General features: G+C 69.7%; 18 protein-coding genes. 10 read left to right on the plus strand and 8 right to left on the minus strand.

What is annotated here, in order from left to right; all coding sequences use genetic code 11:
- Positions 1 to 19: 19 nt before the first annotated feature.
- From POL67_RS31895 to POL67_RS31915, 5 genes are all read right to left on the minus strand, one after another.
- A complete protein-coding gene (locus tag POL67_RS31895) occupies positions 20 to 328 on the minus strand; it encodes a BPTI/Kunitz domain-containing protein (RefSeq protein WP_271924017.1) in 309 nt (102 codons plus the stop codon).
- Positions 329 to 469: 141 nt separating this feature from the next.
- Positions 470 to 1,567, minus strand: coding sequence for a redox-regulated ATPase YchF (ychF, locus tag POL67_RS31900; protein WP_271924019.1), 1,098 nt, complete (start codon positions 1,565 to 1,567; stop codon positions 470 to 472).
- A gap of 233 nt (positions 1,568 to 1,800) precedes the next feature.
- Positions 1,801 to 2,325 (minus strand): hypothetical protein, encoded by a 525-nt coding sequence (locus tag POL67_RS31905; RefSeq protein WP_271924021.1) that lies wholly within the window; start codon positions 2,323 to 2,325, stop codon positions 1,801 to 1,803.
- Positions 2,326 to 2,394: 69 nt separating this feature from the next.
- The gene (locus POL67_RS31910; RefSeq protein ID WP_271924023.1) at positions 2,395 to 3,216 is read right to left on the minus strand and encodes an ATP-grasp domain-containing protein; all 822 of its coding nucleotides are present in this window, start codon (positions 3,214 to 3,216) and stop codon (positions 2,395 to 2,397) included.
- 2 nt (positions 3,217 to 3,218) lie between these two features.
- The gene (locus tag POL67_RS31915; protein WP_271924026.1) at positions 3,219 to 4,136 is read right to left on the minus strand and encodes a hypothetical protein; all 918 of its coding nucleotides are present in this window, start codon (positions 4,134 to 4,136) and stop codon (positions 3,219 to 3,221) included.
- A 65-nt stretch (positions 4,137 to 4,201) separates the two neighbouring features.
- Between POL67_RS31915 and POL67_RS31920 the strand changes: the two genes are divergently transcribed.
- The 3 genes from POL67_RS31920 (at position 4,202) to POL67_RS31930 (ending at position 6,326) form a co-directional block, all read left to right on the plus strand.
- Complete coding sequence (locus POL67_RS31920; RefSeq protein WP_271924029.1) at positions 4,202 to 4,900, plus strand: hypothetical protein; 699 nt, start codon at positions 4,202 to 4,204, stop codon at positions 4,898 to 4,900.
- Positions 4,897 to 5,442 (plus strand): hypothetical protein, encoded by a 546-nt coding sequence (locus POL67_RS31925; protein ID WP_271924031.1) that lies wholly within the window; start codon positions 4,897 to 4,899, stop codon positions 5,440 to 5,442. Before POL67_RS31920 ends, POL67_RS31925 begins: the two co-directional genes overlap by 4 nt.
- 281 nt (positions 5,443 to 5,723) lie before the next feature.
- Positions 5,724 to 6,326 carry an SGNH/GDSL hydrolase family protein gene (locus POL67_RS31930; RefSeq protein WP_271924033.1) on the plus strand — a complete coding sequence of 201 codons (603 nt, stop codon included), beginning with the start codon at positions 5,724 to 5,726 and terminating at the stop codon, positions 6,324 to 6,326.
- A 1,023-nt stretch (positions 6,327 to 7,349) separates the two neighbouring features.
- On the opposite strand, the gene POL67_RS31935 is transcribed toward POL67_RS31930, so the two are convergent.
- From POL67_RS31935 to POL67_RS31945, 3 genes are read right to left on the minus strand one after another with little or no spacing between them, the layout of a single operon-like run.
- Positions 7,350 to 8,306: a formylglycine-generating enzyme family protein gene (locus tag POL67_RS31935; protein ID WP_271924035.1), complete on the minus strand. Its 957-nt coding sequence runs from the start codon at positions 8,304 to 8,306 to the stop codon at positions 7,350 to 7,352.
- A 43-nt stretch (positions 8,307 to 8,349) separates the two neighbouring features.
- The gene (locus tag POL67_RS31940) at positions 8,350 to 8,868 is read right to left on the minus strand and encodes a hypothetical protein (RefSeq protein WP_271924037.1); all 519 of its coding nucleotides are present in this window, start codon (positions 8,866 to 8,868) and stop codon (positions 8,350 to 8,352) included.
- Positions 8,865 to 10,988, minus strand: a complete 2,124-nt coding sequence (locus POL67_RS31945; RefSeq protein ID WP_271924039.1) for a hypothetical protein — start codon at positions 10,986 to 10,988, stop codon at positions 8,865 to 8,867. The genes POL67_RS31940 and POL67_RS31945 overlap by 4 nt, the downstream gene beginning before the upstream one ends.
- A 291-nt stretch (positions 10,989 to 11,279) precedes the next feature.
- On the opposite strand from POL67_RS31945, the gene POL67_RS53795 reads away from it, so the two are divergent.
- The 7 genes from POL67_RS53795 to POL67_RS31980 are packed head-to-tail and all read left to right on the plus strand — an operon-like array spanning position 11,280 to position 23,544.
- Positions 11,280 to 13,736, plus strand: coding sequence for a type VI secretion system Vgr family protein (locus POL67_RS53795; RefSeq protein ID WP_271924041.1), 2,457 nt, complete (start codon positions 11,280 to 11,282; stop codon positions 13,734 to 13,736).
- A gap of 14 nt (positions 13,737 to 13,750) precedes the next feature.
- Positions 13,751 to 16,201 (plus strand): type VI secretion system Vgr family protein, encoded by a 2,451-nt coding sequence (locus POL67_RS31955; protein ID WP_271924043.1) that lies wholly within the window; start codon positions 13,751 to 13,753, stop codon positions 16,199 to 16,201.
- A gap of 28 nt (positions 16,202 to 16,229) precedes the next feature.
- On the plus strand, positions 16,230 to 18,671 hold the full coding sequence (locus POL67_RS31960) for a type VI secretion system Vgr family protein (protein ID WP_271924046.1): 2,442 nt from the start codon (positions 16,230 to 16,232) through the stop codon (positions 18,669 to 18,671).
- A 7-nt stretch (positions 18,672 to 18,678) separates the two neighbouring features.
- Complete coding sequence (locus POL67_RS31965; RefSeq protein WP_271924048.1) at positions 18,679 to 21,402, plus strand: DUF2169 family type VI secretion system accessory protein; 2,724 nt, start codon at positions 18,679 to 18,681, stop codon at positions 21,400 to 21,402.
- Entirely contained in the window at positions 21,395 to 22,444 is a 1,050-nt protein-coding gene (locus tag POL67_RS31970; protein WP_271924051.1) for a pentapeptide repeat-containing protein, read from the plus strand. The genes POL67_RS31965 and POL67_RS31970 overlap by 8 nt, the downstream gene beginning before the upstream one ends.
- Positions 22,445 to 22,469: 25 nt before the next feature.
- Positions 22,470 to 23,129: a DUF3540 domain-containing protein gene (locus POL67_RS31975; RefSeq protein ID WP_271924053.1), complete on the plus strand. Its 660-nt coding sequence runs from the start codon at positions 22,470 to 22,472 to the stop codon at positions 23,127 to 23,129.
- Positions 23,130 to 23,142: 13 nt separating this feature from the next.
- Positions 23,143 to 23,544 (plus strand): DUF4150 domain-containing protein, encoded by a 402-nt coding sequence (locus POL67_RS31980; RefSeq protein ID WP_136935578.1) that lies wholly within the window; start codon positions 23,143 to 23,145, stop codon positions 23,542 to 23,544.
- The last annotated feature ends 2 nt before the right edge of the window (positions 23,545 to 23,546 follow it).

The following is a 23,546-nucleotide window of genomic DNA, read 5'->3' on the forward strand; positions in this document are numbered from 1 at the left end:
CAACCCCCGCGCCTCGGTATTACCGCCGGAAGCCGCGGGTGCAGACGCGCTGGCAGGCGCGCAGGGACTCGAAGTTGTTCCTGTTCCCCTGGCAGCCGCCGTAGACGAACGGCACGCACCGGCCGACGGCCCGATTGAAGGCAAACCGGCGGAAGGCCGCGCGGCACGGGCCCGACACGATGGGCTGATTGCAGATCCGCCGCGCCGGTTGCGCGTTCAACTCCTCCTCCGCGAGATCAGCGTTTTCCTCCACGTCCTCCGCCGCGGACGCGGGCAGCACGAACAACAGCGAAATCGCCGCCAAGACACATGCGAGTCCACGCTTCATGGCACACCTCCCCCTTCGAGCGGGAGCCACACCGGCGAGCCCGCTCGACCGAAACATAATGCGCACGTCCACGGTGTCCCCTGGCTGGGGCGTCGTCGTGCGCTTTGGTGGAGGTGGGCGTGGAGGCGGAAGCGTTTTTTTTCAGACGTTGAAGTGGAAATGCATCACGTCGCCGTCCTTGACGACGTACGCCTTCCCTTCCTTGCGCAACTTGCCGGCCTGCGCCGCGCCGCTCTCACCGCCGAACTTGACGAAATCTTCGTAGGCGATGGTCTCGGCGCAGATGAAGCCCTTCTCGAAATCCGTGTGGATCTCGCCCGCGGACTGCGGCGCGGTCGCGCCGATCGGGATCGTCCAGGCGCGCGCCTCCTTCGGGCCGACCGTGAAATACGTCTGGAGCCCGAGCAGCGCGTACGCCTCGCGGATGAGGCGATTCAGGCCGGGCTCCGCGAGCCCCAAGGTCTCCAGGAACTCCGCGCGCTCGGCGGCGCCGAGCTGGGCGATCTCCGCCTCGATCTGCGCCGAGATCACCACGGACTTCGCGCCGTCCTTCGCCGCGCGCTCGGCCACCTTCGACGACAGGGCGTTGCCCGCCCCCGCCGCGGCCTCTTCCACGTTGCACACGTACAGCGCGGGCTTCGCGGTCAGGAGCTGGAGCATGCGCCAGGCCTTCTGATCGTCGGCTTCCACCTTCGCCGTGAACGCAGGCCGGCCCGCGTGGAGCTGCTCCAGCGCGAGCTTGAGCAGGCGGAGCGTGCTCGCGCCCTCCTTGTCTCCGCCGCGGATCCGCTTCTCCAGGTTGGGGATGCGTTTCTCCAGGCTGTCGATGTCCGCCAGCATCAGCTCGGTCTCGATGATGTCGAGATCGGCGAGCGGGTCGACGCGCCCCTCGACGTGCGTGACGTCGTCGTTCTGGAAGCACCGGGCGACGAAGGCGACGGCGTCGCAGTCGCGGATGTTGGCCAGGAACTGGTTGCCCAGGCCCTCGCCCTTGGACGCGCCGCGCACGAGGCCCGCGACGTCGACGAAGTTGATGCGGGCCGGGATGATCTCCTTCGAGCTGGCGAGCGCCGCCAGCTTGTCGAGCCGCGGCTCGGGCACGGCCACGTCGCCGACGTTCGGCTCGATGGTGCAGAACGGGTAGTTGGCAGCCTGCGCGGCCGCCGTCTGGGTCAGAGCGTTGAAGAGGGTGGACTTGCCGACGTTCGGCAGACCGACGATCGCGACTTTGAGGGCCATGGCGCAGTTCGGGGGAAAGAGGGCCGCGCGACCTAGCACGTCCAGGGCAGAGGCACCACCCGAGCCGGCGATCGAGGGGCTTTTCAGAGGGTGTTCCACAGCGTAGCGCCGGGGTTTCACCCCGGACCCGACGAGGGGCTGTCCGCCCCTCGACCCGGACCAGGGCCAGCCCTGGACCTTTGGTGCATCGACCGCGACGCGGTCGATGCGCAGGCGCATGGTGGAACACCCTCTCAGGCCGCGTCGTCGCGGCGCAGCCGGTGGCTCCAGAAGCCGAAGACGGGCTTGCGCGCGATGTACCCCTGGTGGGCGAGGCAGATCCGCTCGACGTCGTCGGCCTGGGTCGTGTTCTCGACCTCGACCGTGAGGAGCACCTTGCCGGCCTTGACCTCCCGCTCGACGTCCTGGAGCACCGGATCGGGCTCGGCCGCGCCGGCGAGCCCGCCGCCGAGCGCCCCGGCCGCGCCGCCGCCGAGCATGCCGAACAGCGCCGCGGTGAGCGGCCCCGCCGCGATGAAGCCGAGCGGCCCGAGCACGAGCCCGCTGAGGAGGCCGCCCGCCGCCGAGCCGACGAGCGCGCCGGTGGTGACGCCTTCCCGCGCGCCCGTCTCGGCGAGCGGCACGTCGAGTCGGTTCACCTTGTCGTGGTGCAAAAGCACGGTGCACGCCTCGGAGAGCCCGGGCAATGCACGCACCACATGCATGCACGTCTCGGCGTCTTTTTCGTTATCGAACAAGGCGAAAAGCACGTGTCGCATCGCATCCTCCTCAAGGGAGCATAGCCCATTATGCCGTAAGGGCAAGCCGACGCCGCGCGCTTGGTTGCCTCAGCCGATTCGTCCGGTCGCGCGCGCCGACGCCTCGACGGCGTCCATCACGCCGCGGAAGATCTCCCGCGCGACGGCGGCGCTCTCGCTGGAGAGGCCGACGCGCGGAAATGGATTCAGCTCGATGAAATGGGGGCCATCGTGATCGATCACGTAATCGATCCCGGCGACCGTGAGCCCGAAGAGCCGGGCCGCCCGGCGCGCGTGCGTGACGATGGCCTCGTCCGGCGCCCACGCCTCGAACGAAGCGCCGGGCGCGTTCTTGATCCACGTGCCCTCATTCTGGATTCGCACGCCGAACGCGCGATCGCCGAGGACGAGCACGCGCACCGATTCGCCCTCGAAAAACGGCTCCGCCGTCGCAATCCCGTCCCAGGGCGGGATGTCACGCGCCGACCGGATGAGATGCTTGCCCTCCCCTCGATGCTCCTCGCCGATCTTGAGCACGTAGGGGAACGGCAGGAGCGGCTCGCGGGTGAATCGAGATTGCACGACGGGGTGCTCGACGAGCCCCGCGGCGACGCAACGGCCGAGCGCCGCGTGACGCTGGGAAGCGGCCTGCAAGGCCGCGGGATCGGGCCAGCAGGGAATGTTGTTTTCAGCGAGGACACGCAGGTTGTGCTGCTCGACGTCCTTGTCGCGGACGTCGGCGAAATAAACGACGCCGTGGAAATCGTCGGTGGCGCTCCGCCGGCGGTGCAGGCGGCCGGCGATCACGTCGAAAGAGATCGCGGAGAGCACGGGGGCCCAGGCGGGCCGCTCTTTCAGGAGTGGCAGCGTGACGGCGGGCTCGCCGGTGAGGAAGAGGAAACGCGGCTGCACGGTCAGGGGCAAGATCCGATACGGGTGATCGACCGCTCGTCTTGGATCTTTTCGACCCTGCGCTGGCCGGCCACAGCGTAGGTGATCGTCGAGGCCCAGGTCGTGCGGAGCGTTTCGACGAACCCGTCCGCCCCATAACGACCTTCATCGGTGCCAATATCGTCCCACCCTTCGAGGGTGGCCCCGGCCCACGTTTGCTTCGGCGCGCTCGACGTCCAGTCGATCTTCACCTCGATTCCCGCAGCCTTTCGCGCCGGGGTGATGCCACGCCACCGGAGGGTCCGCGCAGGCCTCCTCTCCGCGACCAACGACGTCGGCTCTCCTTGAATGAAGATCGGGCGTGTTTGTTTCGGCTCGTCCTTCTCCCACGCCCATCCCTCGCCGGGACGCGGGAGGCCGCCCGGGAGGGCGAGGTGCAGGAGCGCGTCCGGCGCGTCGGTTTCGAAGGCCTGCTCCAGCAAAAGCTCGGTGCGCATCGGCTCCGCGGCGAGCACCACGTCCAGAATCCCCGCGCTCTCCGATTGGCGCGCCGTGCCCCGCATCGAGACGATCTTCGCGAGCTCCGACGGGTACGACGCCGGCGACGCCGCGTGGGGCGCCGGATCCATCTCCCGGGGGAACACCTGGAACTCGATGTCGCCGCCCGCGGCGCGGCGCACGCGAAGCTCGTAACGGATGTGGCGCGCCCCGGATTCGATGCTCGCCTTCACGTCGAACCGCGCGCATATCGGCGCGTCCTCGCGCGTGGCGCCAGGGACGCCCCCCTCGATGGCCCCCTTCGTGCGGCTCAGACGGTCGGGCAGGTTCGACAACGTCGTCGGCGCGGAAGGAGCCGGGGCGGCGTGCTGCTCGGAAGCCCCACACCCGAGCACGCACATCACGAGGGCACAGCCGCTCGATGCCATCCAGGACGATCGCACGGCGCGACGATACCGGTGTCCTCTGCGTCGTCAAGGTGTTAAGGACGCGAGCCAGGGAGGCAAACGTGAGAAACGACCCGTTGTGGACCGGCGCGCTGCTCTTGTTTCCACGGCGCATCGCCGAAAACCTCGCACGCGTGGAAGAATCCGGCCTCGTGCCGCGCGCGCCGAACCTCGTGCAGATCTCGCTCGGCGTGATTCGCATGTGGGTGCGCCTCGCCACGCGGCCCGAGACCATCGGCACGTGCACGGACCATCACGTCCGCCCCACGCTCCGCGCGCGCCTGCTCGCATACCGCCCGCTCCGCTTCCCGTTCCTCGTGCGGGAGCGCGCGATCGCGCCGCTCGATTTCTCCGGCCTCGCGAGCTCGCGCGAGCGCGTCTTGCGCCACCTGCTCGGCGCGCACCACGACGCGAACCAGTTCGCCTACGACCTCGAGCTCCTCGGCATCCACCCCGGCGCCCTCGAAGAGCTCGGCGAGCGGGTGCGGCGCGTGGTGAACGGCGAGGATCCACGCGCCGAATGGCTGCGGGATCTCGTGGTGTTCGAGGGCTACCACGAGAACCTGCTCGCGGCCGTGGAGCACGCGCTCGCGCACGGCGTGCGCCTCGCGCCGCACGAGGCCGACGATCCCGACACCTCGTTCACCGGCTACCTGCGCTGGTGCGCGCGAATGCCCGCCACCTGGGAGGAGGCCATTCCAGCGCTCCTGCGCGGCGAAATCGATCTCGGGGCGTACCAATACGAAGGGGGGATGGCATGAATACGGAAGATTTCCTCAAGCTCTCGCACACCGAGCTTCGTTCCCTGCTGGAGCGTGGCCACCCGATCGATCCGAGCGCGCTCGACGGCAGCGAATACCGCGGCGTCTCGCTCGGGCTCCCCGCGCCGATCGTCGCGATCACGTGGCTCACCTTCCGCAAGACCTTCCACCGCGATCCGAAGACGGGCGCGCTGCGCGGCTGGAACGTCCGCATGCAGCAGGCGGGGCTCGACGGCCCCCGCGAGCCCATGCGCGACGCGAAAGGCAAACCGCGCTGTTTCGGATTTTACGAGGTGGGCGACGGGCGCGCCTACGACATGCCCGTAGCCGCGCGGCACGGCCTGGTGATCGATTACAACCGTGCCCGCGAGAATCCTCGGTTCGATCCGATTCGCCTGGGGCGTGATCCGCTCGTGTCGCTCGACGAGGGGCGCGTGGATCGCCTGCTCGGCTGGACGTACCTCGATCTCGGCCTCGCCCGCGTGAACACGCCAAGTTATTTCCTGCTCGAACGAGAAGGGCCGCTGTCGTACGTGCCGTGATGGCGAAGCGGGGGCCCTCTTCAGTGCGCAGGCGCGAAAGACTCTTGCTCGGGCTCGGGTTCTTGCTCGGGCTCGCCGCAATGGCATTTTTCCTCCTCCGGCGGCCCCCGGCCCCCGCCCCCGCACCCATCCCACCCGTCCCGCCGCCACCCGCCCCGGCCCCCGTCGCAGCGCCGCCGCCGCTTTCCTACCCCACCCCCTTCTCCGTGCCAACCGCCGCACTCCCGCCCCGCGAGGCACTCCGGCCAGGCACGCTGCGTCTTCTCGTCATCGGCGACTCGGTGTCAAACTTCCTCGGCATGGCGCTCCGCTATCGGCAAGAAGAAGCGGAGACATTCGTCGCCCTTCGCGGCGTCGGCGATTGTTCCATCTTCGAAGCCAAGACGCGCATGGAGAAGGGCAAACCCGTGCGAGGCACGAGCTGCTCGGAGCACTGGGCGCAGGACGTCGCCGAGCTCCACCCCGACCTGACACTCATCGTCATGGGCGGCGCCTTCTTCAACGAAAAGGCCTGCGACCCAGCCTGGCAAGCCTCCTACGAGAAGCGCATCTTCAATCTCGCCGACGGAATGGGCACAAACGCAGGCCGCATCGTGCTGACGCGTGTCCCTTATCCCATCAAGGACTGGCGTCACGGAAACGTCCCAGCCCGCGTCGATTGCTTCAACGAGATGCTCGAACGGGCCGCCCAGAAGCGCAGATGGCCCATGCTCGATTTGATGGGTCACGTCTGCCCAACGCCCGCATGCCGGGTCGACAGCAACGGCCACCCCATCCGCCCCGATGGTCTGCATTTCGATGGCGTAGGCGCCGAGGAGACAGCCCGATGGGTCCTCCGCGAGCTCAAGCGTTTCGCGCGCGAGGAGCACGACGCAGGGCTTTGAGGTGGTTCCGAGGGTGGTTCTCACAGCAAGGCGCGGAGCTGGGGCTTTGCCCCAGGCCCCACCGGGGCTATCCGCCCCTGGACCCGGACCAGCGCAAGCGCTGGACTCGGGGTCGATGAACTGCGCTCCGCGCAGTTCATCGAACAGCCGCTGGCAAGACCGATGACGACCTTGCCAACAGAGACCGCGGCGCTGCGGGTTCACCTGGCAACGCACACGTCGCCAGGTTGAGACCCCCCTCCATGGTCTTGCCACCGGCCCGTTGGAAGAACTGCGCACCGCGCAGTTCTTCCATCCCCGGTCCAGGCCGTGCCTGGTCCGGGTCGAGGGGCGGACAGCCCCCGCGGGGTCCGGGGCAGCGCCCCGGCGCAACGGCCTGCGGCGCGCCAGAATGGGGGGCGCAGAGCGCGCTCGGGGACCTGCCGCGCCGTGGAATGGGAGACGGCCTCGCGGAGGGAGACTTGCAGCGCCGCAGGTCGACGTCTCTGCAGCAAGGTGTTCGAGCTGCGGCGCCTTCCATCGGGTGCGGGTGAGCGCGGAGGGCCGCCCGCGGCGCCGCAGGGCGGAGGACGCGCCCGAGGAGCGGCGGCTCACGACGCCCAAGGTCGCCGGGCGCGCGGACAGGGGCCGCGTTGCGGCGCCGCAGGAGGCAATCTGGTTGGGGGCGTCTCGCTGGGGCGTTGCCCCAGGCCCCACCCGGGGCTGTCCGCCCCGGGACCCGGACCAGCGCAAGCGCTGGACGCGGGGTCGATGAACTGCGCTCCGCGCAGTTCATCGAACAGCCAGGGTCAAGACCCCCAACGACCCTGCCAGCCAACACGGCAGCGCTGCAGATTCAACCGGCAGCGCGCCCGTCGCCAACTTGAGACGCCCCCATGGTCTTGCCACGGGCCCGTTGGAAGAACTGCGCACCGCGCAGTTCTTCCACCTTCGGTCCAGGCCGTGCCTGGTCCGGGTCGAGGGGCGGACAGCCCCCGCGGGGTCCGGGGCAGCGCCCCGGCGGCTACGCTGTGGACCACGACCTCACGGCGCGCTGGTTGCGCAGCGGATGCCGAGGTAGCCGCAGCGATACGTTGTCTTGAAGACGGCCGTCTTTCCTGCTTTGACCTCGTCGCCGCTGTCGCGCCAGCTCCCGCCGCGGCCGAAGCGGGCTGAGCTTACGACGTCGTTGCCTGTCGTCGTCCATTGGAAGATGTTGCCTGCGAGATCGAGCACCCCTTGTGGGTTTGCGCCGGCTGGGAAGCTTCCGATCGGACAGGGTTCGTTTCGCTTCGTCTTTCCGGACCAGCAGAGCTGCTCCGCGGGCGGCTCGTTCCCCCAGGGGTACGTCCATCCTTCTGGACCGCCGCGTGCTGCCCATTCCCATTCTTCGCCGCTGGGAAGACGCTTGTTTTGCGCTTTGCAGTAGTCGGTCGCTTGCACGAAATCGACGCAGACCATCGGCAGGTTGCCTTTCCCTTCGGCGCCGTAGGTCGAGGGATCGCAGACCTTGGCCGCTCCGTCGTTGCACTTCTTCGATTGCACGCACGACGCATATTGGTCTGCCGTCGTCAGGTTCACGTCGAGGCAATAGTCCTTCACGGTCACCTGCGCCTTGATTGCGGCGAGCTTGAAGGAGCCTCCCTTGATGCGGACCATCCCGGTCGGGCATCCGCCGGTGTCCGGCACGCTCGCTGGCGCCGGCGTGGCCGCGACGGTTGGCTGCGGCGCTGCGCTCGCGACGGGGGCCGCCGTCGTCTCCGGTGCGGCTGCGGTCGCGGCCGCGCTCGGCGCGGGCTCGGCTGTGGCTGCGGGCGTCGCGGCGGGCGCGGCGGGTTTGGTCTCGCCTCCTGCCACGTTCGTGGGCCCCGCGGGGGGCGGCTCACTCGCGCCGCCGCATGCGCTCACGGAGGCCAAGAGACACGCGGTCACCCACGCGAACGGGGCCATCGCCACCGCCCCTGCGTGCGCCCCGTGCAATGCGTTCGTCCATCGTCTCACCGACATCATTTTGCCTCCGCGTCCTTCGCCCCGAACCCCATTTTTACATCGCCGTCACGGTGGGTGACGCGCGATCTTCCAGCCAATGCTCTTGGAGGATCAGCGAGGGCTTGGGCTTGAAGACGCCCGCCGCGTCGACCCCGCCGGTCCAGATCTGCACCACGCGCCGATCGCCTCGCCGCATCGGGAACTGCACCTCGCCGCCTTGCCGCTCGTCGCGATCGATCCAGAACGAAACCTCGGCGGCATCCCCGCCGAGAACGACCATCGCATGTGGCTTCGTCCCGAGACAGCGCACCTTGAGCCACTCGCGCACCCGGTATGCCGTGCAAGGCGCCGCGGCCGGCCCCGTGCGCGTCAATCGGACCTTCGTCGCCTTCGACCATTCTTCGAATGTGGGCGACTTCGTCTTTTCGTTGCCCGGCGGATCCACGTCGAGCGGGACAGGTTCCCCGGGCGCCGCCGCCGAGGCGGCTCCGCCGGGCGGAGCTTGCGCCGGGGCCGGGGAGGACGCCGTCGCCGCCGCGACGAGCGCGAGGAGGGGAAACGGGAAGGCTCTCATAACGTACGCAAGAATGCCGCGAGCGCGTCGCGATCTTCCTTCGAAAGTTGGTTCGTCTTGCCCATGCGATCGTTGTTCTTCGCGACCAGCTCGTCGAGGTTCGCCGCGCTCCCGTCGTGCAGGAACGGCGCCCGGCCTTCGAGATAAAGGAGCGACGGCACGCGCAGCTCGCCGGTCTTCAATTCGTCGAAATCGGGCCGGCGCGCGAGCTTCGGCAGCGGATAGACCGAACGATCCGTGTACTCCGTCCCGGGGACGTGGCAACGCGCGCATTGCACGGCGTCGTTCATGAAGACTTCCTTGCCGCGCTGCTCGACCGCGTCGAGCGTGCGCTTTTCGCGCGGCGGCGGCTTCAGGCCGGCCCGCACGAAGGTGGCGATGCGCAAGGCGCGCGCGTCGAGGTTTTGTGGCTCGTGCTTAGGCACGCCGCCCCACCGGTGCAGGCCAAAACCTCCGCGCAGCCGTGACACGAGGTCGGGGCTCTCGCCCACCCAGCCATAGGGCCCGGGTGAGCTCACGCGACCCGCGAGCATCGGCGTCCGGCGCGGTATGCCGCGGGTCCGATCGGTCTCGGGCACGTTCTCGGCCGTGCCGACGAAATTCACGTTCGTCCCGTCCTCGGTATTGAACTTCGCCTCGTGCCACACGTGCCCGTCGTCGCGCCCCTCCGGATGGCAGCCCGCGCAGCCGAGTCCCCCGCTCATCAGGCGATCCGTCGCATTGTAGAAGAGCCGCCGGCCGATCGCCGCGTCGCCGCCGATCGGATCTTCGGCGACACGGACGAACGTCGGGGCGGGCGCCTTTTCGTTGCTGAAGGCGCCACGTGGCGCGCGCGGCGCGAGCGGAATGGACACGAGGTCGTACGTCGCGCCGCAAAAGACGAATGCTGTCGCCTCGTCCTCCGAAAGCACCACCCCCGCGGGCGCCCCGCCTCGATTCGCGATCCCCAGCGCGGGATCTCGCTCGCTGCCCACGTCATAGGTGGCGACGACGGCGAGCGTCGGATCGACCGCGAGCGCGTCGACCTCCACGAGCCGATCGTCGCCTTCCCCCGCGACGAGCAGCGTATCCGAGCTACGCCGGTAGACGACGGCGCGCGGCTGCGTGAACACCGCGAGGCTCGTGCCGGGGATTTGCAGCTCGGGCGCCGGCCCCTCCCCTTCCGCCCGCACCAGCGTGGTGTGATCCCGATGCAGCGGCGCGAGGCCCTTGTCCGCGCCCGTCACGAGCACGTCCACCGTCGCCGCCCCGAACCACGCAATCTCCCCCAATGCGCCGAGCGCGTGCCGCGGCGCGAACAGCAGGCTCTCGTCCGGGGACAACGTGACCGCATACCCGAGCGCCGCGTTCAGCGCCCTTCCCACGGGCGTGCGCAGCGGCGACGCAGGCAACTCGACGCGCCGGATCGTGGGTGTGCTGCCGCCGAGCTCGTCGATCCGGGTCAGCGGCGCGCCGGTGAGATGCGAAATGTAGGCGGATTGCCCATCCTTCCGGAGGGCGATGCCCCGCGGCTCGCGCGCGACGTCGACCGTCCACCGGACCTCGTGGCTGCGCAGATCGACGGCGCTGACCTTGTGCGGCCAGGCGCTCGTCACGATCGCGAGCGATTGATCCGCCGTCACCGCGAGCCCCCAGGCGTCGGCCGGGAGCTTTACGCGAGATACCTCGACGAGCTGGGCGCTCGGCTCGGCGCGGAACTCCACGAGCAGGCCCGGATCACGGATGGTCACGAGCACGCGCCCCGGCAACGTCACGACCTGCGCGGGCGGCCCGGGCATCTCCACGGCCGTGCCGGCGCCCCCTTGCGAAAGGGGCAAGGGCACACGCCGGAGCACGCCGTGATCCTCGTCCGCGACGTAGAGCGCCTCCTCCCCGACGCCCCGCGAAAGCACGCTGCCCTGCCGCGGCCCGATCGACGCGGCGTTCGTGGCGGGCGCCGCCGACGTCGCGGGCGAGGCCGCGGAGGCAGAGGCCGATGGCGGCGCGGCCCCCGCGTCCACGGAGCCCTGATCCGAGCCCGTACAAGTACAGCCGACGCCGAGGCCGAAGGACACCCCGACCGCAATGCTGACCAGGCCGAGGCGTGAGCCGAAACATCCGACGTGGTGCTGTGTAGGCACGGAGGTAGGACCAACATACGCCGGCCCGAGGGACGATCTCTATGATTTTCGCACCCCGGGGGCGTGCATCACGAACAACCGGGGTATGCACTTCCCGGGCATTCGACGCGTCGTCGCGCAATGTGGTGCGTTGGTGGCCGCAATACAATACTCGTCCAAGCGCAATTTCCCGCTGCGATCAAGCGATCCAGCCGACGCTGCGCATGGAATCTCGGTGCATCCGGGAAACATCCCGCTTGAACCACCGGCCGTGACCTGTGAACATCGCCGGCCAGGAAGGGGGAACCGCGCGTGCCCAATGATGATTTTTCCTTCGCATGCGAGACCCTCCCCGGCGAGGGGCCTTTTGGCGCCTGGGGGGCCCTCCGGGTCGCGCGTTTCCGCGGCCGCGAAGCCCTCTCCGAGCCGTACCGCTACGAGATCACGCTGCTCGCGAAGGGCGGCGCCGCCGAGGTCGATCCGCGGGACCTCCTCGGCAAACGCGCGACGTTGCGCATCGCCACGTTGTCGAATCCCCCCTTCAAGGTCGTCCACGGCATCGTCCGCGAGGCCTCGGAGCTCTCCGATCTGCCCGAGGGCACGCTCCTCCGGGTGATCCTGGAGCCGCCCTGGGCCCGGGCGCAGCACCGCACGCGGTGCCGGATCTTCCTCGACAAAAGCCTCCGACGTATCGTCGAGGCCGTCCTCACGGGCGACCCGCTCGTGGAGCACCGGAGCGGCGCCGAGGTCGAGGACGACGACAACCCGCCCACCTTCACGCCCGCCCGCGAGCTCTTCACCTGGCGCGTGACGGACACCTCACGCCTCGACGACCCGCGCGCGCGCCCGTTCGTCGTGCAGTACGAGGAGAGCGACTTCGCGTTCGTGTCGCGCCTGCTCGAAGAAGAGGGCATCAGCTACCACTTCGAGAACGGCCGCGAGACCTGCCTGCTCGTCCTGACCGATGACGACGCCGGCCGGCCGCGCCTCGAACCGGCGCAGCTCGGCGCGTCGATCCCCGGCCGGAGCGTGAGCCACCTCGGGCTCGGCGGCCGGCTGCGCCCGACCCGCGTCGTGCTCGACGACCACGACTGGCGAAAACCGACGCTCGACATCACGGCCAAGGCGGGCAACGGGGATCTCGCCGAGTACCATTATCCCGGCGCCTACGGCGACGCCGCCGACAAGGGCAAGCCCCTCGCGGCCGCGCGGCTCGATCGGTATCACGTGGAGGCGAGCTACGCGGGCGGCGCGGGCGTGGTCCGGGTGCTCTCGGGCGGCTCGATCTTCGAGCTCACGACGGACGAGCCGGACCACGAGGGTGAATACCTCGTCACGCGCCTCGACGTGCGCGGGGCACAACAAGGCGTGCTCGCCCAGCCCGCGGCGGAGGACGCCCTGCCCTGGGAGGCGCGCTTCGACCTCGCGCGGCGCGGCGTGGGCAGCGCCGCCACGGCGTCGCGGTTCCGCCCTGCGCGACGGACGCCGAAGCCTCGCATCCGCGGCGTGCAGACCGCCGTCGTGACGGCCGATCCCGGCGCCTCCGGGGCCGAGGTGAACGTCGGCGGGCCGGACGGGCTCAGCGTGGGCTGCGTCCGCCTGCGTTTTGGCTGGGACACGGACGCGGCGCGCCTCGCGAAGGAGCCTTCGAGCCTCTGGGTGCGCGTCAGCCAGATCTTCGCCGGCGCGGGCGAGGGCGCCGTGTTCCATCCGCGTGTCGGCGACGAGGTGATCGTCGACTTCGACGAGGGCGACCCCGACCGGCCCGTCGTCGTCGGCCGCGTCTACAACGGCGCGAACCTGCCCGCGCGCGGCGGCGGGCACGAGAGCTCGATGAAGTCGCTCTCCACCCCCGGCGGCGGCACGTACAACGAGATCATGTTCGGCGACGCGGCTGGCGGCGAGCTCTTGCACTCCTTCGCCGGCAAGGATCAGACGACCGACGTCGCGAATTTCCGCCGCGAGAGCGTGGTCTCGAACGCGAAGATGACCGTCGGCGGGAACAACACCGAGACGATCGCCGCGAACCGGACCGAGAACGTCGGCGCGAACGACACGCTCACGATCGGCGGCAACCAGACGATCACGATCGGCGGCAACGCCGTCACGATCATCGGCGGCAACCATGACCACACCGTCGGCGCGAACGAGCTGAACATGGTCGGCGGCTCGCAGACGATCGGCGTCGGCGGGAGCATCACGGAAAACGTCGGCGCGGACGTGAGCGAGTCGTACGGCGCCTCGCGCGCGACGACCGTGGGCGGCGCGGTGACCGAGAGCTTCGGCGCGATGATGAAGGTCTCGGTGGGCGGAAACGTGGACGAGAGCGCGGCCTCGCACACGCTCGACGTGAGCGCCGCGCGGCTCATGATGATCGGCGGCAACTACACGACCGTCGTCACGGGCAACGTCACGACGCAGATCGGCGCGGTCGAGATCGAGGCGAGCGGGGGCCCGCAGACGCTCGAGGTCGGCGGCTCGATCACGCGATCGGGCCCGCTACACCTCACGCTCTCGGCGTTCGAGGACGACATCAAGAGCGCGAAGCTCGACGCGCAGGGCTCCTCCTCCTCGTACAACGTGATCACGCTGGAGGCGATCGGGATGACCCGCGACGTCACCGGGGTCGCCAAGTCGAAGGCCGGCGCGAGCCCGAGCGCGTACGGCTTCGAGAAGAGGATGTGCGGCGGGATCCTCAAGATCGCCGCCGTCGGCCTCGTCGCGTCGGGCGTCGACAACCAGGGCGGCGGGCCAAACGTCGAGGCCTGAGACCAAGAGGACGTATGCCGAGCTTCGACTACACGTTCGCTTGCGAGGGGGTCGCCGGGGCCGATCCTTGGTCCTCCCTGCGGGTCGCGCGCTTCACGGGGACCGAGGCGCTCTCGTCGCTCTACCGCTACGAGATCCTCCTGCTCGATCCGGCCGGCGTCACGTCGGCCCCGTCGCTCGTGGGAAAACGCGCGACGCTCCGGATCACCACGCTCTCGGCCCCGGCCTTCAAGACCGTGCATGGCCTCGTCGTGGAGGCCGAGGAGATCTCGCGGCTGCCGGAGGGGCGCACCCTGCGCGTCGTCCTCGCCCCGCCCTTCGCGCGCGGCGCGCATCGCAGGCAATGCCGCGTCTTCCTCGACAAGACCTTGCGCGAGATCGTTCGGTCGGTCCTCCTCGGGGATCCGCGTGTCCACGAGGCGAGCGCCGAGGCGCCCGCGCCCGATCTCGGCGGCGCCGATTTCGCGCCGGCCGACGAGGCGTTCACGTGGCGCGTCGAGGACACCTCGCGCCTCGACAACCGGCGCGTCCGGCCTTTCGTCGTGCAGTACAACGAGAGCGACTTCGCGTTCGTCTCGCGCCTGCTCGAAGAAGAAGGCATCACCTACCACGTCGAGAACGGCGCGGAGACGAGCCTGCTCGTGTTCACCGACAGCGACGCCGGCCGCCCGCGCCTTCAGCCCGACCTCGTCGGCATCGGCATCGACGGGCGCGAGGTCCGCGGGTTCTTCACGGGCGGCCGGCTGCGGCCCGAGGCGGTCTCGCTCGGCGACTACAACTGGAAGCAGCCCGGCCTCCCGATGGACGCGCGTGCTGGCGGCAAGGACGCGGACCTCTTCGAGGTGGTCTACCCGGGCGGCTACCCGGACGAGGCGAACCAGGGCCGCCCGCTCGCGAAGGCGCGGCTCGAACGACACAGGACGGAGGCCCGCTTCGCGCGGGGTGAAGGTCACCTCCGGGTCCTCGGCGCCGGGACGATCTTCGAGCTCGACCACAAGAAGCCACGCCTCGAAGGCGAGTACCTCGTCACCTCGCTGGAGGTCGTGGCCGAGCAAGCCGGCGTCCTCCCGAGCGGCGCGGGCGGCGGCACGATCGAGCCCTTCCTGGCGCGGTTCGTCTGCGCGCGCCGCGGGCAGGGCACCCAGGTCGAGGACAGCGCGTTCCGCCCGCCGCGCGTCACGCCACGACCGCGCATCGTTGGGACCCAAACGGCCCTCGTCACCGCCGATCCCTCCGCGCCGAGCGCGGAGATCCACCTCGGCGGCCCGCCGGGCGTCCAGATCGGCTGCGTGCGCCTGCGCTTCCACTGGGACACGGACGAGGCGCGGCTCGCGAAGGAGCCTTCGAGCGCGTGGGTCCGCGTGAGCGAGCCCTTCGCGGGCAGCGGCATGGGCGGCGTCTGGCATCCGCGCGTGGGCACGGAGGTGATCGTCGACTTCGAGGAGGGAGATCCCGATCGCCCGCTCGTCGTCGGCCGCGTCTACAACGGCAAGAACCGCCCCTACCACGGCGGCGCGCCCACGATCAGCACGCTGAAGTCGAACGCGAGCCCGGGTGGGGCCGTGCACAACGAGATCACCTTCGACGACACGTCGGGCGCCGAGCGCATCTACATGAACGCCGGCAAGGACATGGAGACCGACGTCGGGAACGAGCGCACCGAGACCGTGGGCGCGAACAGCGCGATGAAGGTCGGCGCGAACGACACCGAGACCATCGGCGCGAACTGCGCCGTGACGATCGGCGGCGACGAGACGGTCACGGTGGGCGGCAACGACACGGCCCTCATCGGCGGCAACGTCTCGACGACGATCGGCGCGAACGCGACCACGATCATCGGCGCCAACGAGGCTCATTTCGTCGGCGCGGATCAAGCGATCACGATCGCCGCGGCCCACAGCGAGCTCGTGGGGGGCAGCGTCACCGAGGAGATCGGCGGCACGCTCACGACGAGCGTCGCCGCGTCGGAGACGCAGAGCATCGGCGGCAACCGCTCCACGACGATCACCGGCGCGCACACGCAGTCGTTCGGGGCCGCGCACCTCAAGATGGTCGGGGGCAACCGGGATCTCTCGTGCGCGAGCCTCGACACGACGGTCTCGGCCGCCTCGATCCGCATCGTGGCCGGCTCGGTCACGACGAAGATCACGGGCGACCACACGCTCTCGACAGGCGGCGGCGCGGTGTACATCGCGCCCAAGTACAGCGCGCAGGACGCGAACCGGAGCGACGTCGACGTCGCGAAGTACACGCTCACGGGCCTCGACGTGACGATCGGCGGGATCGCGCTCGGCGCCACGGGATACTCGTCGTCGACGATGGGCGTGAGCGCCGCGGCGGCCGGGCTCAATGTGGAGTTCGTCGGCGCGGACGTGGACTTCTTCGGCCTGCTCACGCGGGTCGACGGGGGCCACATGCAGAACAACGGGGTCAAGACGCGGGTCGGGCTCATCATCAAGCTTTGAAGGCGCACGCGGCGGCACGAGGACACCGATGAACACCGACGATTTCGTCTTCGCGTGGGAGGAAGAAGGCCAGACGCCCGAGCCCCTGCGCGTCGCGCGCTTCGAGGGCGAAGAGGGCCTGAGCCGCCTCTTCCGCTACGAGCTGCTCCTCCTCGCGAAGGACACCGACCTCGACCCCGAAGCCCTGATCGGCAAGCGCGCGAGCCTCTGGATCACGACGCTCTCGGCGCCCGCGTGGAAGCTCGTGCACGGCCTCATCACCGAGGCCGAGGACGCGACCACCCTCCCCGAGGGCTCGGTCTACCGCGTGGTCGTCGAGCCGCCGCTCGCGCGCGCGCGGTACCGCACGCGGAGCCGCGTCTTCCTCGACAAGACGTTGCGCCAGATCCTCGAGAGCGTGCTCCGCAACGACGCGGGCATGACGCTCACCTCGGGCGCCTCGCTCGATCCCCCGGTCGGCCCGCCCTCGTTCACGGCCGCGGCCGAACGCTTCACGTGGCGCACCAAGACGAGCCGCCTCGACGATCCGAAGGCGCGCCCGTACGTCGTTCAGTACAACGAGAGCGACCTCGATTTCGTGGCGCGGCTGCTCGAAGAGGAAGGCATCAGCTACCACTTCGAGCACACGGACGACGCGAGCCTGCTCGTCCTCTCGGACAAGGATTTCGGCCGCTCCCGCGTCCCGGGGGACGACGTGTTTGGTCCGGGCAAGCCCGGCCGCGGCATCGGCACCTTCCGCCTCGGCGCGCGGATGCACGAGACCTCGGTCCACCTCGGCGCGTACAACTGGGAGAAACCCGCGCTCGACGTCGACGCGAAGGCCACGGGCGAGCCGGGGGATCTGTCCGTGTACACCTTCCACGGCGGCTCCTTCGACAGCGCCGAGCTCGGACAACCCCTCGCGGAGGCGCGGCTCGACGAGCTCCACACCGAGGCCTCGTTCGCCGTCGGCGAGGGCGCCACGCGTGTGCTCTCGGCCGGATCAATCTTCACGCTGGAGCACCCCAAGGCCCGGTACGAGGGCGAGTACCTCGTCACGCGCCTCCACGCCGTCGGCCATCAGCAAGGCGTGCTCTCCGTCGACGCGGGCGGCGGCGCCGCCGAGCCGTTCCACATGGAGATCGAGTGCGCCTGCCGGGGCCGCGGGAGCGACGTCCAGGAGAGCCGCTACCGCCCCGCGCGAAGGACACGCAAGCCGCGGATCCTCGGCGCGCAGACCGCGTTCGTGACGGCCGAGCCGAGCGCGCGTGGCGCCGAGGTGAACCTCGGCGGATCGAGCTCGATCGGGTGCGTGCGCCTCCGCTTTCATTGGGACACCGAAGAACAACGGATCGCCAAGGAGCCTTCGAGCAAGTGGGTCCGCGTGAGCGAACCCTTCGCGCGCGGCGGCCAGGGTGGCATCTGGCACCCGCGTGTCGGGAGCGAGGTCATCGTCGAGTTCGAGGACGGTGATCCCGACAGGCCCTTCGTCACGGGCCGCGTCTACAACGGCAAGAACCGCCCCGCGCAGACGACGCCGACGCACAGCACGATGTGGTCGCTCTCCACGCCCGGCGGCGGCGTGCGCAACGAGATCTCCTTCGAGGACACGGCCGGCAGCGAGCGCATCTACATGAACGCCGGCAAGGACATGCTCGCGAACGTGGGCAACCAGCGCGTCGAGAACGTCGGCGCGGACGCGCTCATGACCGTCGGGGCGAACAACACCGAGGAGATCGGCGGCAACCAGACGATCCAGATCGGCGCGAACGACACGCTCTCCGTCGGCGCGAACCAGACCGAGGACATCGGGGCGAACCAAATCCGCATCATCGGCGGCAGCCGGCTCATGATCATCGGCGGCAACGAGGCGCGGCAGACCGGCGCGAGCCACGCGAACATCGTCGGCGGCGCCCTCAAGGAGAACGTCGCCGGCGACGTCGGCGAGACGTACGGCGCGACGCGGACCACGGGCCTCGCGGCCGACTGGACCGAGAGCTACGGCGCGACACGTGATCAGACCGTCGGTGCGCTCACCCTCCAGGACTACGGCGGCAACCAGACGACGGACATCGCCGGCGCGCGCACGATCCACGCGGGCGCCGTGCTCGGCGCGCTCGTCGGCGGCAACTTCGACACGGAGATCGGCGGCTCGGAGACCGTGGACGTCGGCGCGGCGACCATCCACGTCGCGGCGGGCCCGATTACGCACCAGGCGTCGAGCCTCGACATCAACATGTTCCTCAAGCTGCACCTCGTCGGGGTGAAGCTGAACATGTTCGTGTTCAAAGCAGCGGCGACGGGCAAATCATCGAGCTACGGCGCGCTCACGGCCTCCGCGAAGGGGACGGCCATCTCGTTCACGGGCCTGAACCTCCGCACGACGGGCCTCAAGTCCACGGCCGCGGGCGCGAAGCTCGACGAGGACGGCGTGAAGCTCGTGGCCATCGGCGTCCTCATCCACCCCTCGGGCGTGCATACGTTCACGTGACGACACCGTGAAGACGATCAAGCCCATGAAGCTCGGCGTCCTCACGCGGACGTTCGAGCTCGATCACAAGCACTACTTCGTCCCGACGGTCTTCGTCTTCTGCGACCTCGGGCCCGCGCGGAGCTTGCTCTCCGAGGTCGAGCTCTGGCGCCTCGCGGCCGCGGAGCTCGGCAAGGACGCGGTGCTCGACGAGTGCATGCCCAAGCAACGCGGCGAGCTGCTCGTCCACGGCCGCTGCTTCACGGCGAACCGCGTCCCGCGCCCCGCCGCGTCGGTGCGCGTGAAGCTCGGGCCGATCGACAAGACGCTCTACGTCATCGGCGATCGTGCCTTCCGCCGCGACGGCACGCCCAGCGACCCGGAGCTCTTCACGGAGATGCCGATCCACTACGCGCGCGCGTTCGGCGGCGAGGGCTTCCAGCAAAACCCGATCGGCGTGGGCTTCGCGCCGACGAAGGAAGACGGACGCGCCGTGCACCGGCTGCCGAACATCGAGCTGCCGGACAAGCTCATCAAGAGCACCTCCGATCGCCCTGCGCCCGCGGGCTTTGGCCCCTACGATCTGCTCTGGGCCCAGCGGTGGCCGAAGATCGGCACGTACGACACGAAGTGGATGCGCGAGGATCTGCCCGGCCTGGCGAAGGACATGGACCTCTCCATGTGGAACGCCGCGCCGAACGATCAGAAGCTCCCGGCCGGCTTTTTCGAAGGCACCGAGGAGATCCTCCTCGAGAACATGCACCCGGAGAAACCGCGGATCGAGGGGCGCTTGCCGGGTGTCGTCGGCCGATGCTTCGTGACCCAACGGACGGCCGAAGGGGACGTGTTCCGCGAGATCCCGCTGCACCTCGACACCGTGCAGGTCTTCCCGCACCACGAGCGCGTCGCGCTCTCCTTCCGTGGCCTCTGGGCCATCGCCGAGGACGACGCCGACGACATCCTCCACCTGCTCGTCGCCGCCGACGATCGCACGGCGCCCCGGCCGATCGAGCACTACCGCGCCGTGCTCGAGCGCAGGCTCGATCCGAAACGCGAGGCCTCCGAGGTGTTCCGCGACGGCGACCTCCTGCCGCCCGACGCGGGCGGCAAGGCCAGCGGGGGCGGCGACATCGACGCGATGTTCGAGCTCACGCGCTCGGAGAACCTGCTCCAGAAGAACCTCGCGGAGCGCGCGCGCCGCGAAGCCGAAAAGACCCGCGCGGCCATCCTCGCGGCGGGCGGTGATCCGGACCGCGTCCCGGTCATCGAGGGGCCGAAGCCGATCGAGGGGCCTTCGTTCGGGGACTTGCCGGACTTCGTCGAGCGCTCGGAGCGGGATCTCGCCGAGGCCCAACGCAAGATGGACGCGGCGCACGAGAAGGCGCTTTCCGATGCGCGCAAGCGCTACGCCGCGGCGGGCCTCGACTACGACGCCGAGGTCCGCCGGATGAAGAAGGAGGCGTCCGGGCCGCCGAAGTTCTCCGCGGACAAGGAGATCGAGCGCCTGCGCGACATCCAGACGCTCTGCCACAACGCGAACGTGGCGACGCCGGATCTCGACGCGGCGCTCGCGGATCCGGCCACCGAGCAGAAGCTGCGGAAGGCCGAGGAGGAAGCCCGGAACGCCTATCGCGACGGCGCGCACCTCGCCGAGCACCGCCCCGCGCGCCTCGAAGAGCCCGCGCGGAGCGAGCTGCGCAGGCGCGTCGCCGCCGCGCACGCCGAGGGCCGGAGCCTCGCGCGGATCGACCTCTCGGGGGCCGATCTCTCCGAGATGGATCTCCCCGGCGTGGACTTCACGGACGCGTTTCTCGAGAACGCCGATCTCTCGGGAGCCAACCTCGCGGGCGCGAAGCTCGCGCGCGTCGTGCTCGCGGGCGCTGCGTTCGTGGGGGCCGACCTCACGGGCGCCGATCTCGCCGAGGCGAACCTCGGCGCCTCGAACGGCAAGAACGCAAACCTCGACGGCGTCACGCTGCGCGGCGCGATCCTCGCGAAGGCCGACCTCACGGGCGCGTCGCTCGGCGGCGTCGTCTTCGAGCTCGCCGATCTCTCCGACGTCCTGCTCGACGGCGCGGCGCTCACGAGGTCGCGCTTCGATAAGTGCATCTTGAAGGGCAACCTGCTCCGCGGCTGTGATCTGCGGGAATCCACGTTCGTGCACGCGATGCTGGTCGAGGTCGACCTGCGGAACGCGAACTTCGCGAACGCGACGCTCGAACACGCCTCGCTCGTCCGGTGCACGCTCGACGGCGCGTCGTTCCTGAAGGCGAACCTCTGCGGGATGCGGCTCGCCGAGCCCTGCACCTTCGTCGGCGCCGACTTCACGGGCGCGACGATCGCCGCGGCGACACTGCGCGAGGCCGACTTCAGCCATGCGGATTTCAGCGGCGCGACGCTCTCCTCGTCGGACCTCTCGAAGTGCGTCCTGCGCGAGGCGAAGCTCTACCGCGCCGTCGCCAAGAACGCCCTGTTCATGCGGGCGGATCTCACGGGCGCGAGCCTCGTGGCCGCGAACCTGGAGGGCGCGATCTTCCTCAAGGCGAAGCTCGGCCGCGCCGACTTCAAGGGCGCGAACCTCTTCCGCGCCGACCTCCTGCGCGCCGTCGGCGACGACAAGACGAGCTTTTACGACGCCCTCGTCACGCAGGTTCGTGTCTCGCCCAAGGGCAGCACGGGCGCCCCGACCACGGTGGATCCGAGCGCGCCGCGGACTGCGCCGAAGCCGGTCAACAAGGAAAGCCGTGGATAAGACCGAGCTCGTGCAGATGGTGAAGGGCGGCGAGATCCTCGCCGGGGTCGACCTCTCGGGCCTCGATCTCGCCGGCGCCGATCTCTCGGGCGGCATCTTCGAGAACGTCTCGTTCCGCGGGGCGAACCTCAGCGGCTGCCTGTTCAAGGAGAGCGTGCTCAGCGAGTGCGACCTCGACGGCGCCCGCATGGACAAGGCGAACCTGCGCCACGCGGTCTTCAACCGCTCGACGTTGCGCGGCGCCGACCTCACGGGCGGGACCCTGCCCGTCGTGAAGTTCTACCAGTGCGACCTCACGGAGGCGCGGCTCGCGGGCTCCGATCTCGTCATCTCGGGCTTCGCGCAGAGCGACCTCACGCGCGCCGATCTCTCGGGCACGAACCTCGACCGCGCCGGCTTCGTCGAGTCGACGGTGACGGGCATGATCCTCGCCCGCGCGTGCCTCAAGCAAACGACGCTCTACAAGGCCGACCTCACGAAGACCGACTTCGCCGAGGCGCGCTTCGAGAACACGCTCTTCATCGCCGCCAAGCTCCGCGACGTGAGCTTCGCCTCGATGGATCTCACGCTCTCGCAGTTCCTCGACGCGGACCTCGAAAACGCCTCCTTCGAGCGGGCGATCGTACGCCAGTGCAACTTCATGCGCGCGAACCTCACGGGCGCGCGCTTCGACGGCGCCGAGGCGCAGCAGGCGATCTTCGTCGAGGCGAAGATGGCGCGCGCGACGCTCACGAAGGCGTCCCTCACGCGGGCGCTCTTCGCGGACGCCAAGATGCAGCTCGCCGACCTCTCGGGCGCGCGCGTGGACGAGGCCATCTTCCACCGCGCCGCGTGCGAGGGGACGCGGCTCGCCGGCTGCGACCTGACCTACGCCGACTTCACGCACGCCGACGTCTCGGCGGCCGACTTCACCGGCGCGAAGGTCTTCCGGACGCGTTTCCACCGCGTCAAAGACCAGGATACGATCTGGTGTAGCCGCGCCGCCGCCCTCGGCGACGAGCCCGAGGTGGCGACGTCCGAGGACTGGAACCCGCCGTATTGACCTTTCGTGGATAGAGGAGTGACGCATGCACGCTGCCGCAAGGAAGTTGAATCGCGAGGTCACGACGATCGACGAGGGGACGGTCGTCGACGTGAAGGACGGCGTCTTCACGGTCCGCGTCGGTGAATTCGATGTCGCGGCCCGGCGCGCGAAGAGCTGCCTCGTCGCGCCCGCGCCGGGCGACGTGGTGCTCTGCTCGTTTGGCCCCGGGGGCCGGAGCTTCGTGCTCGCGGTGCTCGAAGGCCCCGCGGGGGAAACGCAGCCGACGACGAAGCTCGACGTCGAGGGCGATCTCGAGGTCTCCGTCGGCTCCGGCAAGCTCGGCCTGCGCGCGGCCAAGGGCGTGAGCGTCACGTCGGGCGACGAGCTCAGCCTCGTCGGCCGGGCGCTCTCCGTGAGCGCGCTCGAAGGCACGCTCTTCGTGCAAAAGCTCGCCTACCTCGGCGACCGCCTGAAGGCCGAGGTCGAGGCGATCAAGACCGTCGGCAAGACACGCGAGTCGTTCTTCGAGCGTGTCTCCGAGCGCGTAAAACGATCGTTCCGCACGGTCGAGGACATCGACCAGCTCAAGGCGAACAAGGTCGACTACGCGGCCGAGACGACGCTCGCGATGCGCGCCGCGCACGCGGTCGTGCACGCCGAGGAGCTCATCAAGGTCGACGGCAAACAGATCCAGCTCGGCTAGGAGGCGTGAGACCATGTTCGCGAACTCGCAGATGGGCGGGCTGAACCTGGGCTTTCCGGACGTGTGCCTCACCCCGGTGCCGCCCGCGCCCGCGCCGATCCCGATCCCCTACCCGAACCTGTCCATCGGCCCGCTCGGGATCCCGTTTGTCCCCGTCGTGCTGTACGGCGGCACGCCCGCGCACAACCTCGCGACGATGATCCCCATCAGCATGGGAGACAACCCGGGCATCGCGACGGGCATCGCGTCCGGGACCGTGATGGGCCCGACGCGCAGCCTCACGGCCGCGTTCTCCGTGCTCGTCGGGGGCCTACCGGGCACACGCCTGACGAGCGTGAACATCCACAACAGCACGAACGCGCCTGGGATGCGCATCGTCCCGAGCCAGGTGCGCGTGCTGCTCCTGGCGCCCTGACG

It is taken from the genome of Polyangium mundeleinium (genome assembly GCF_028369105.1).
In the GTDB taxonomy this organism is placed as follows: domain Bacteria; phylum Myxococcota_A; class Polyangia; order Polyangiales; family Polyangiaceae; genus Polyangium; species Polyangium mundeleinium.